The organism is Kosakonia sp. SMBL-WEM22, from assembly GCF_014490785.1.
Lineage (GTDB): Bacteria > Pseudomonadota > Gammaproteobacteria > Enterobacterales > Enterobacteriaceae > Kosakonia.
This window is the reverse complement of record NZ_CP051488.1, coordinates 2,198,252-2,210,315: the sequence shown is the minus strand read 5'-3', so window position 1 is coordinate 2,210,315 and position 12,064 is coordinate 2,198,252. Positions and strand designations below refer to the sequence as shown.

At 59.0% G+C, this 12,064-nt stretch carries 5 protein-coding genes and 2 tRNA genes; 5 read left to right on the top strand and 2 right to left on the bottom strand.

The features are described from left to right. Positions 1-38 precede the first annotated feature (38 nt). Both punC and cfa read left to right on the top strand, forming a co-directional pair. A complete protein-coding gene (punC, locus tag HF650_RS10470) occupies positions 39-1,235 on the top strand; it encodes a purine nucleoside transporter PunC (protein WP_187802299.1) in 1,197 nt (398 codons plus the stop codon). Between the two features lie 296 nt (positions 1,236-1,531). After that, positions 1,532-2,680 (top strand): cyclopropane fatty acyl phospholipid synthase, encoded by a 1,149-nt coding sequence (cfa, locus tag HF650_RS10465; protein WP_187802298.1) that lies wholly within the window; start codon positions 1,532-1,534, stop codon positions 2,678-2,680. Positions 2,681-2,748: 68 nt separating this feature from the next. Here the strand turns inward: cfa and HF650_RS10460 are convergent, their stop codons facing one another. Further along, positions 2,749-3,387: a riboflavin synthase subunit alpha gene (locus HF650_RS10460; protein ID WP_187802297.1), complete on the bottom strand. Its 639-nt coding sequence runs from the start codon at positions 3,385-3,387 to the stop codon at positions 2,749-2,751. A 268-nt stretch (positions 3,388-3,655) separates the two neighbouring features. Between HF650_RS10460 and mdtK the strand changes: the two genes are divergently transcribed. The 3 genes from mdtK (at position 3,656) to HF650_RS10445 (ending at position 5,345) form a co-directional block, all read left to right on the top strand. Then, a complete protein-coding gene (mdtK, locus tag HF650_RS10455) occupies positions 3,656-5,029 on the top strand; it encodes an MdtK family multidrug efflux MATE transporter (RefSeq protein ID WP_187802296.1) in 1,374 nt (457 codons plus the stop codon). Positions 5,030-5,179: 150 nt separating this feature from the next. Then, positions 5,180-5,256, top strand: a tRNA-Val gene (locus HF650_RS10450). Positions 5,257-5,268: 12 nt separating this feature from the next. After that, positions 5,269-5,345, top strand: a tRNA-Val gene (locus HF650_RS10445). 163 nt (positions 5,346-5,508) lie between these two features. Here the strand turns inward: HF650_RS10445 and HF650_RS10440 are convergent. Then, positions 5,509-12,039: an AIDA repeat-containing protein gene (locus HF650_RS10440; RefSeq protein WP_187802295.1), complete on the bottom strand. Its 6,531-nt coding sequence runs from the start codon at positions 12,037-12,039 to the stop codon at positions 5,509-5,511. Positions 12,040-12,064: the final 25 nt, after the last annotated feature.

Genomic DNA, 12,064 nt, shown 5'->3' with positions numbered 1-12,064 from the left:
TCCCCACCCTGATTACCTGCAATTAAAGAGAAAAGAGAATGCAACCTGGCAAAGGATTTTTAGTCTGGCTCGGGGGGTTAAGCGTGCTGGGCTTTTTAGCCACCGACATGTATCTGCCCGCTTTCAGCGCGATTCAGCAAGATTTAAACACCTCTCCCGCCGTGATCAGCGCCTCGCTGAGCCTCTTCCTGGCCGGATTCGCGGTGGCGCAGCTGCTGTGGGGGCCGCTGTCGGATCGCTATGGTCGCAAGCCAATTCTGCTGACTGGGCTCGCTATTTTCGCCCTCGGCTGCCTCGGAACGATTTGGGTGCGTGACGCTACCTGGCTTCTGGTGCTGCGTTTTGTACAGGCCGTCGGCGTCTGTGCGGCCACCGTTAGCTGGCAGGCGCTGGTGACGGATTACTACCCGGCGCACCGCGTTAACCGTATTTTCGCCACCATTATGCCGCTGGTCGGTTTAACCCCGGCGCTGGCTCCGCTGCTCGGTGCCTGGCTGCTGGCCCATATTGAATGGCAAGCGATTTTCGCCACCCTGCTGGCCATCACCGTGGTGTTGATGATCCCGGTTTTCCGCCTCAAATCGCCGGTAAAAGAGGTGACGCATGACCAGCAGGCACTCACCTTCCTCGATCTGCTGCGCGCCCGCGATTATCGCGGCAATGTGATGATCTACGCCGCCTGCTCCGCCAGCTTCTTTGCCTGGCTGACCGGATCGCCGTTTATCCTGCATGAGATGGGCTATGGTCCGTCAGTAATTGGCCTGAGCTATGTGCCACAAACCTTCGCTTTCCTGATTGGTGGTTACGGCTGCCGCGCAGCGCTGCAAAAATGGCAGGGGTCGCGTATGTTGCCGTGGTTACTGAGCGGCTTTGCTCTAAGCGTGCTGGCGACCTGGGCAGTTGGCTTTATTCCGGGCGTCTCGCTGACCGCGCTGATGATCCCTTTCTGCCTGATGGCGGTGGCGAACGGGGCTATTTACCCTATCGTGGTTGCGCGGGCGCTGCGTCCCTTCCCGCAGGCGACGGGGCGCGCGGCGGCGTTGCAGAATACCCTGCAACTGGGGCTCTGCTTCCTGGCAAGCCTCGTTGTTTCGTGGCTGATCATTACCCCGCTGCTGACCACCACCAGCGTGATGCTCGCCATGGTGCTGCTCGCCGCGCTCGGTTATGGCATGCAGCATCGGGCAGGCGAAGAGCAGGATGAGGCGCGTGAGCCCTCCTCCGCGCGCGGGTAGTTGCCAGGGGGACTGTCGCTGATGGCGTAATTAGCACGCTATTAGCGACAAGTTGAATCACCTCATATTGAGGCCTATACTGATTTTCGGCTGTCATATAAATACGATAAATATTATGCAGTAACGGGCACAGGAGCGTGCCTGAATCACCAAGGAGGGCCTTTCTGGCAAGGGTCTCTCCCTTCCTCTGTTCTACGTCTGATATCAGCCTCACGGTGCAAACCGTGAGATTTCTCACAAACTCTGCCAGCGTCTACGCTTGTAGAGTTCTGATCGCTATTCGTGATGGAGAAGGTATGAGTTCATCGTGTATAGAAGAAGTGAGCGTGCGGGATGATAACTGGTTCCGTATAGCAAACGAACTGCTGGGCCGCGCAGGCATTCGTATTAATGGTCCCGCTCCTGCAGATATTCGGGTGAAAAACCCTGATTTTTTCAAACGCGTTTTACGGGAGGGATCGCTCGGACTCGGCGAAAGTTATATGGACGGCTGGTGGGAGTGCGACCGCCTGGATATCTTTTTCACCCAGGTGCTGCGCGCTGGCCTGGAAAAACAGCTTCCACACCATCTCAAAGATACGCTGCGTATTGCCGCCGCCCGGCTCTTCAACCTGCAGAGTAAAAAGCGGGCGTGGATTGTCGGCAAAGAGCATTACGATCTCGGCAACGATCTCTTTACCCGCATGCTCGACCCCGCGATGCAGTACTCCTGCGGCTACTGGAAAGAGGCAACCACCCTTGCCGAGGCGCAGCAGGCAAAATTGCGGCTTATCTGCGAAAAATTGCAGTTAACGCCCGGCATGCGCGTGCTGGATATCGGCTGCGGCTGGGGGGGCCTGGCACAGTTTATGGCGCAGCACTATGGCGTGCGCGTGGTCGGCGTCACCATTTCGGCAGAGCAGCAGAAGATGGCGCAACAGCGCTGCGCGGGGCTGGATGTCGAGATTCTGTTACAGGACTACCGCGATCTGCGCGATCAGTTTGACCGCATCGTCTCCGTCGGCATGTTTGAGCATGTCGGGCCGAAAAACTACGCCACTTACTTTGATGTGGTCGACAGAAACCTGAAGCCGGACGGTCTCTTTTTACTCCATACCATCGGCTCAAGGCAGACCGATAATAATGTTGACCCGTGGATCAATCGCTACATCTTCCCAAACGGCTGTCTGCCTTCGGTGCGCCACATCGCCACCGCCAGCGAACCGTACTTTGTGATGGAGGACTGGCACAACTTCGGCGCTGATTATGACCGCACGCTGATGGCCTGGTATGGCCGCTTTCTTGCCGCGTGGCCGGAGATTGCCGACAACTACTCTGAGCGCTTTAAACGCATGTTTAGCTACTACCTCAACGCCTGCGCCGGGGCGTTTCGCGCCCGCGACATTCAGCTCTGGCAGGTGGTATTTAGCCGCGGCGTGGAGAAAGGTCTGCGCGTCGCACGTTAACGCTGTATTTGGCCGACAAAAAAGCCGCAACCAACACGCTGCGGCTTTTTGCTGTTTGTGGCGCCTGGTTACTCGACGACATTCACCACAACAGCGGCCTCTTTTGCCGCCAGCACGCGCTCGACGGTATCGACAACGGCCTGAGTTTGCGGATCGATCTCAATATTGACGCGCTGGCCCAGCTTTTTGGCACTCAGGGTGGTGCGCTGCAGCGTTTCCGGAATCAGATATACGCAAAAACGCGTTGCGGTCACTTCGCCGACCGTCAGGCTAATACCGTCGATACCGATAAAACCTTTATAGAGGATATATTTCATCAGCGTCGGATCCTGCACTTTAAACCAGATCTGGCGGTTATTTTCCGAGGCGAGGATTTTGACGATTTCTGCGGTCGACATAATATGGCCCGACATTAAATGCCCGCCAATTTCGTCGCTGAATTTCGCCGCGCGCTCAACGTTGACCATATCCCCGACTTCGAGTTCGCCAAGGTTGGTAATACGCAGCGTCTCTTTCATTAAATCGAAGCTGATATGGCTACCGTTAATCTCGGTGACGGTCAGGCAGCAGCCGTTATGCGCAATGGACGCTCCGGTCTCAATCCCGTCCAGCATCGTTTCAGGCAGCTCAACAACGTGGGTGCGAAAATTCGGTTTTTCGTCAATCGACACCACTTTTGCCGTGCCCTGTACAATACCCGTAAACATAATCATCACTCCTGTTTCATTCTTACGGCATTACCGTGTGCTTCTGGCACAATAACAGGTGAAAATTCCCCTTGCCAGCCTGAAGCCCGCTTTGCGGCGAAAGATAATTTCGATTTATGGATAACGTGGCAAAAAGGGGCGTTAACAGGTACTATTTGAGCAGATGTCGCACCTGTCGCAGTGCGGCATTTTTTGTCGCACAAGGATATAACTCCTTTCTCTTAAGTCTTTCCATTCTCTCTTATAACAACAATATATAGGTGTTCTCGTGCAGAAGTATGTAACAGAGGCGCGTCAATTACTGGCACTTGCCCTGCCGGTGATTTTTGCGCAGGTTGCCCAGACAGCGATGGGCTTCGTCGATACCGTGATGGCCGGGGGCTATAGCGCCACGGATATGGCCGCGGTCGCTATCGGTACCTCTATCTGGTTCCCCGCGATTCTATTTGGTCACGGTCTGCTACTGGCAATGACGCCGGTGATTGCGCAGCTGAATGGTTCCGGGCGTCGCGATCGCATCGCGCATCAGGTGAGCCAGGGGTTCTGGCTGGCGGGTGCCGTATCGGTGCTGATTATGATTGTGCTGTGGAACGCCGGTCATATTATTCGCACTATGCATAATATCGACCCGCTGATGGCCGATAAAGCGGTCCACTTTTTACGCGCACTGATGTGGGGCGCACCGGGCTACCTCTTCTTCCAGGTGTTGCGCAACCAGTGCGAAGGGCTGGCGCGCACCAAACCCGGCATGGTAATGGGCTTTATCGGCCTGCTGGTCAATATTCCGGTTAACTACGCCTTTATCTATGGCCGCTTCGGTATGCCTGAGTTGGGCGGCGTTGGCTGCGGCGTGGCGACCGCCTCGGTTTACTGGGTGATGTTTATCTTTATGCGCCTCTACGTGAAACACGCGGGAGCGATGCGCGATATCAAACACGCCGCCCGCTTCGCACGGCCCGATATGGCGGTACTGAAACGGCTGACCCAGCTCGGCTTACCGATTGCACTGGCGCTCTTTTTCGAAGTGACCCTGTTTGCCGTGGTCGCGCTACTGGTTTCGCCGCTGGGGATTGTCGATGTTGCCGGACACCAGATTGCGCTGAACTTCAGCTCGCTGATGTTCGTGTTGCCGATGTCGCTGGCGGCGGCGGTAACCATTCGCGTCGGCTTTCGCCTCGGTCAGGGCTCAACGATTGACGCCAAAACCTCGGCGCGCACCGGCCTGATGGTTGGTATCTGTATGGCGGCCATTACCGCAGTGTTTACGGTACTGATGCGCGAGCAGATCGCCCTGCTCTATAACGACAACCCGGAAGTGGTGGCGCTGGCGTCGCATCTGATGCTGCTGGCGGCGATTTATCAGATCTCCGATTCGATTCAGGTGATCGGCAGCGGCATCTTGCGCGGGTATAAAGATACGCGCTCGATCTTCTTTATTACCTTTATTGCCTACTGGGTGCTGGGGCTGCCGACCGGCTACATTCTGGCGCTGACGGATCTGGTGGTTACACCAATGGGGCCGGCCGGCTTCTGGATGGGCTTTATTATCGGCCTCACCTCGGCGGCGGTAATGATGATGCTGCGTATGCGTCATTTGCAGCGTCAGTCTTCGAGCCGGATTTTGCAACGCGCGGCGCACTAAACCGCGATAGCCGCCTGCGGGCGGCTACTTTCAGCGCGTTTTGCTCAGTTGTTCCGCAATCGAGTGAATTCAGTAAGAAATCTGCCATTTTCCGCTTGCCACATCTGCGGGCTGCCGCTAATATTCGTCCCCGTTGTCAACCACAACATTGCGTTCATAGCTCAGTTGGTTAGAGCACCACCTTGACATGGTGGGGGTCGTTGGTTCGAGTCCAATTGAACGCACCATCCTTCTTCAGTGCGTCCGTAGCTCAGTTGGTTAGAGCACCACCTTGACATGGTGGGGGTCGGTGGTTCGAGTCCACTCGGACGCACCATTCGTTGTTACTCTCTGTTTTATCCCCTCTGTTTCATCTCAGCTTCAGCATCACCCGCACGCCTTCTGCGCGTTACCGGCCGTGGTAAAACGTTTCCCCACAGAAAACACAGATAAAAAAAACCGCACCTTGCGGCGCGGCTTTTATGTTACTGCAAGGCTTATCAGAAGCCGACTTTCAGCGTGATTTGACCGCCGTAGCCGCCAGTACCGGCGTCATCGATGCTGCGGGTATAGCCCGCGCGCACCCCGAGGGTCACGTTATCGCGGATCTGGCCGTCGATGCCGATATCCAGCGCTGCTGCGGTGCCATCCTGATCCGGATTGAATGACGTTTCGCTGCCCGCTACACCCGGTGCGCTGACATTCAGCGTGCCCTTCGAGTCGAAAGTCTGGATGAAGGACGGACGGATAAACCAGCTTACCGGTACCGGCTTGCCGCTCTCCTTCAGCGTCGCGTTGTTGCCCAGACGCAGACCAGCACGCACCTGCTGGCTGTGACCGTCGCCGAACTGAACATCAGCCACATCATCATTGCCATCTTTCAGGTTCACGCCGCGATACTGGTACTGCACTTGCGGTTCCAGTACCAGGCCGCTGCCAATCTCAAACGGCAGACCGGTTTCGAAGGAGCCAACATAGCCCCAGCCGTGGGTTTTCAGGCCGTCGCCGTCGCGCGGATTGGTGTCGAAGTTGTGGCGAGTCCCCTGCGCCACCACATCCATCCACCAGCCGCTCTCATGCACGCCGTTTAGGTAGAGGCCGCCGCTGTAAGCGTCGTCGCGTACCGTACCGGCTTTCGACTTGTTGTTACGCTGCACGTCAATGGCAGAGAGACCCGCCGCACCGTAGATCCCGGCGGTCCACTCCATGCCAGAGCCTGAACCCTGCCACAGATCGCTACCGATCTGCAGGAAGGTGTAGCCGCCTTTGCTTTCCGGCGTGTTGCCGTTGCTCAGGTCACTGCCGCCGTGATCGTGGCTCAGCTGACCTGCCTGGAAGCGGGCCCACATATTGCTGCCGCCTTCGGTCGGGGTACGCGCCGCGTAGCGACGGGCATCCAGCGAGCCGAGCAGCGCACTGTCATAATCCATCGCCTGGGCGTAGACAGAGCTGTAGAGATACATCGCCGAACGGTAGTTCTGCGGGCCATCTGCGTTACCACCCGCCTCAGCGGTGGTCAGATACCAGCTCTCGTCAGCGCTGCCCTGTTGCAGAGTGTAGTTATAGGCACCCGCCTGCAGGCTGCCCTCGAGACGGAAAGCATCATCGGTGGTGGTCGCGCCATTAATGGCGTTTACTACCTGAATGCCGTTACCGCTAGTACGTGCCCCCAGGCCACCCTGGCTGCGAATGGCGATATTGGTGCTACCGGAGGCGGTGCCGCCATCCAGCACCAGGCTGTCACTCACTGCGGTATCACCATCAAACCGAGTGTTTAGAGTGATGGTGCCGCCATTGCCCACGAGGTTAGTGACGGTCAGGGTTTTCGGTACAAACGCCCCGGTCGGTGCCTGGTAATCAATGGTGCCGCCCAGCGTCAGGTTATCGAGCAGCGAGCTGTCGGTCATTAGCCAGTTAGAACCCGCATCCACGGTCAGGTCGGTCGGGTCGATCATCCCCGTCAGCGTGGAGCCGTTGGTCAACTGCAGCGAAGTGCCGGCCTGGGCGATAATGTCGGTCACCGCATCAAGCCCGCTGAATACCAGAGTACCGCTCTGCAGGAAGGTGCCGCCCGCCTGATTCAGTCCACCACTCAGAGTCAGGGTGTTGTTACCCTCTTTATAGAGCGTACCATTGCCGCTGATCGCCGCGTTAACGGTGCTGGCGCTGTTCTCGGTGGTGATGCGCAGTTCGCCGGCGTTATTAACGTTACCAGCCAGGGTGCCGCCATCACTGACTTTGGTGACCCCGGTCAACATGCCGCCCTCGGCAACGTTCAGCGTACCCTTCTCGCTGACTACAGTGTTGTTGGCGACGCCGTCCGCAGCAACCGACAGCAGACCGCCGCTTTCCAGCAGCAGGCTATTGGCGATCTTATTGGCAATGGAGAAGCTGCCATTGGCATTGGTGCCGTTAAGCGTGGTGTTTGTACCCGCCATCAGCGCTGCGCCGCTGTTGAGGTTGATGTTAGTGACCGTAGCGCCATCTTCCAGCGCCAGCATGCCGCCGCGCTCAATCGCCGTCAGATCCGCCACGCCCCCGGCGCGAACGAATTGGGCACCGCCTTTGCTGACGGTAGTGGCAATAGCCTTGCCGCCGAAGGTGACGCTCTGAGCGCCGTTTTCGCTGACGGTGCTGGAGGCAACGGTACCGCCCTGATTCACCACCTGATCGCCAACCACCTTGTTGTCGATGACGATTGCGCCGTCATTAACGTTCTGGATGCCGCCCTCGCGGATGATGGTGGAGATCACCGTCCCGCCGCTGTTGACGTTCTGCGTACCGCCATCGTTAATGGTGGTGTTGCTGGCGGTGCCGCCGGTCAGCACGTTCTGCACCCCGCCGACGTTGATGACGGCGAAATCAGATGAGCCTCCGCTGTAGATATTCTGCGTACCGCGCTCATAGAGCGTGGTGCGTGTCGCGCTGCCACCGCGGTAGACGTTCTGCACGCTGTTCGCGGAGAGGTCGGTATCTACCGCGCTACCGCGCACGTTCTGCTGGCTGTCGTTACCCAACGAAGTGCGGACCGCCGTTCCCCCGGCGGCGATATTCTGCACCGCAAAGTTATCCATCAGATTGTTTTCCGCACGACCACCGCTGTAGATATTCTGGATGCCGTGGCGGTTACGGGTATCGGTGACCACTGCGCCGTCGTAAATCCCCTGTACCGCATCGTCGTTCAGCACAGTAGAGATAGCTGAACCGCCGCTGTAGATACGCTGTTCTGCACGAGTGATCTCCGAACCGGTAGTGGTACCGAACACCTCCTGGATACCGCCATCAGTAACGATAGAGACTTCGGCGTTGGCATTTTTGTTGACCACCTGACGCCCGCCATTTTTTACGATGCTGACAATCGACGTGCCATCAACCACCTGCAGGCCGCCATCGACGAAGGTGAAGTCGGTAACGCCGCCAGACGCAACGTTTTGTCTGCCACCGGCAGAGATCGTACCGCCGTAGGTATAACCGCCATCGTTAACGTTCTGCACGCCGCCCTTCTCAATACGCGCTTCGAAGGCCTGGCCGCCGCTGCCGATATTCTGCGTCCCGCCCAGCACGCGCGCGGCGAAAGATTTCGCCCCATTATTGACATGCTGCGCACCGCCGTTCAGCACGGTAGAGATCGCCACCGCCGCATTGCTGAGGATCTGCTTGCCGCCCGCGTTAATCACGCTCTGACGCGACCAGCCGTACGGGTCAACAATTTGCTGACCGCCGTTATTGATCACCGCATCGAACGACTGACCGTCGACGCGCTGGACGCCGCCGCTGTTGACCAGCGTGCCGCGTGCCTGACCACCTTTGGTGATCAGCTGCACCCCGCCGTCGCTGATGCTGGTGCCGGAAGCCGTACCTTCAACCAGCTGCGTACCGCCGCCGAACACCGTGCCGTCGGAAGCCGCACCACCCGCGGAGACATGCTGCACACCGCCGTTTTTCACGATTGAACCGGCCGCGAGGCCGCCGTAGTTAACGATCTGCTGACCGCCATCGTTAACAACTGAGGAGATAGCGGTGCCATCCACGCTCTGTACGCCGCCGCGGTTGATATGGGTATCGGTGGTTTTACCGCTCTCAAGAACCAGCTGCATACCGCCATCGCTCAGGCTGGTGCCGGACGCCGTGCCCGCAACCACCTGTTTGCCGCCGCCAAACACCGTGCCGTCGGAGGCCGCACCGCCAACATTGATGTGCTGCAAGCCGCCGCTGTGTACCGTGGTGCCTGCCGCCAGACCGCCTCTGTTCACCAATTGCGTACCGCCGTTGCGTACGACTGATGAAGTGGCATTACCGTCGACGCTCTGTACACCGCCGCTGTTGATATGCGTATCGGTAGTTTTGCCGCTCGCCTGCACGATCTGCTGGCCACCATCACTGACGCTTGTGCCTGAAGCCGTACCCACTACCAGCTGTTTACCGCCGCCGAATACCGTGCCGTCAGAGGCCGCACCGCCGACATTAATGTGCTGCAGGCCACCGCTGTTAACAATGGAGCCCGCGGCAAGCCCGCCGCTGTTCACCAGCTGCACACCGCCGTTATTGACTACAGCTGAGGTCGCCGAGCCATCAACGCGCTGCAAACCGCCGCTGTTGATGAGCGATCCGGTGGCGCTACCGCCCACCTGCACATGCTGAATACCGCCGTCGCCGATGACCGTATCACCCGCCAGACCGGCAACCTGCTGTGTTCCCCCCAGCAGGGTGGTTTTCGAAGCCGCACCGTTGGCCCGCACAATCTGCACGCCATCTTTATCAACGCGGGTATCGTTGACATGACCGCCGCTGCGGATCAGCTGTTTGCCGCCGCTGTAGACGATGGTGCCGTTCGCCGTGCCGTCAACATCCTGGAAACCGCCGTCATAGATTTTGCTGTCGGTGGTTTTGCCGGTCACGTGTACCTGCTGTACGCCGCCTGCGTCCACGCGGGTGTTGGACGCCGTCCCTTCGACAATCTGGGTGCCGCCAAACAGCAGCGCATCGGAGGCCGCGCCGCCTTCGTTAATGTGTTGCAGACCGCCGCTGTTCACCTGCGAACCGCTGGCCAGCGCGCCGGCGTGGATCAGCTGTACCCCGCCATCATTGACCACCGCCGCGATCGCTGTGCCATCTACCGCCTGGGTACCGCCGCTGTTGATGATGGTATCGGTGGCTTTACCGGTGGCCTGCACCAGCTGATGACCGCCGTTATTGATGCTGGTCCCGGACGCCGTCCCGGCAACAACCTGCTTACCGCCGCCAAACACCGTGGTGTCGGACGCCGCTCCGCCAACATTGATGTGCTGCAGGCCGCCGCTGTTTACGGTAGCGCTCTTCGCCAGGCCGCCGTTATTGACCAGTTGCGTGCCACCGTCATAGATAACCGAGGAGGTGGCCGTGCCGTCTACGCGCTGCAGACCGCCTTCGTTGATAAGCGATCCCGTCGCGCTACCGCCCACCTGAACATGCTGTACGCCGCCCGCACCGATAATGGTGTCTGCCGCCACGCCCGCTAACTGCTGAATACCGCCCAACAGCGTGGTGGCAACGGTTGAACCGCCCGTAAGCACGCTCTGGATCCCGCCAGTGTTGATCACTGCGCTGGTTGCGCTACCGCCGCTGCGCACTTTTTGCAGACCGCCGTCGTTCACCTCTGCCGAGAGTGAAACGCCGTCGACATCCTGTTCGCCGCCCGCGTTAACCACCGCGTCTTTGCTCATGCCGCTGGCGTGGATCTGCTGCAAACCGCCGTTATTAATGACAGTACCAGACGCCATGCCCTCCACCAGTTGGGTGCCGCCGAGCAGGGTGGCATCTGATGCTGCTCCACCCACGCTGATATGCTGCAGAGCGCCGGTGTTGACCACGCCGCCGGTCGCCAGACCGCCGCGGTTAACCTGCTGCGTACCACCCGCGTTGACGACAGAGTCGATCGCCTGACCGTCAACGGTCTGGGTGCCGCGATTGTTGATGATGGTCCCGGTGGATTTACCGGTCTCCTGAACTAACTGCGCACCGCCGTCGCTGACGCTGGTGCCGGATGCGGTTCCCGAGAGCACCTGGGTGCCGCCGCCAAACACGACGCCGTCTGAGGCTGCGCCGCCCTGTTTGATATGCTGGATGCCGCCGTTGTTGACGGTGGTGCCCGCAGCCAGACCGCCGCTATGCACCAGTTGGGTACCGCCGCCGTTGACCACGGCCGAGATCGCGGTGCCGTCGACGGTCTGAGTGCCGCGGTTATTGATGATGGTGCCGATGGCTTTACCGGTTTGTTGAACCAGCTGCGCGCCACCGTCATTGAGGTGTGCACCGGATACCGTACCGGCAACAATTTGATTGCCGCCGCCAAAGATAGCGGTATCGGCGGCGGAACCGCCGACGTTAACATGCTGGCTACCACCGCTGTTGACCGTCGCATCCTGTGAGAAGCCGCCGCTGTTGATAAGTTGCGTGCCGCCAGCGTTGACGACGCCCTCAACTGAGGTGCCATTGACGGCCTGCACGCCGCCATTGTTAATCACCGTCTGGCTTACCAGCCCGCTTTGCAATACGGTCTGCACGCCGCCTGCACCGACAACGGTGCCGCTCGCTTTGCCGGAGACCGCCTGCGTACCACCGCTATTAAGCTGCGAGCCGGTTGCGGTGCCGTCCACTTCCACAATCTGTACGCCGTTGGTGACCACGGTACCGGTGGTCTGGCCGTTCTGGCGCACAATCTGCGAACCGCCATCCTGAACGCGGGTATCGACAGTTTGACCGCCTGCTACAATCTGGGTACCACGGTTGCCAATGGTATGATTAGTGGTTAATCCGCCGGTGCGCACGTTCTGTACGCCCTCCTGCACCACCTCATCCCGAACCGAATCGGTGACATCCGGGGTGAATGCCATCGCCCCGCTGCTGGCGAACAGACCGCCCACCGCCGCCGAGATCAATACCGCGCCGCCTGCGCGCTTGCCTTTCGCCCGTGTCAGTTCTGAAACCACCACGAACGCCCGCTGAACGTCATTCCACACCAGCCGGTAACTGCAGTTAAGACTTTTCTTCATTTCAATGTCCTCGAAACCCGTCTCG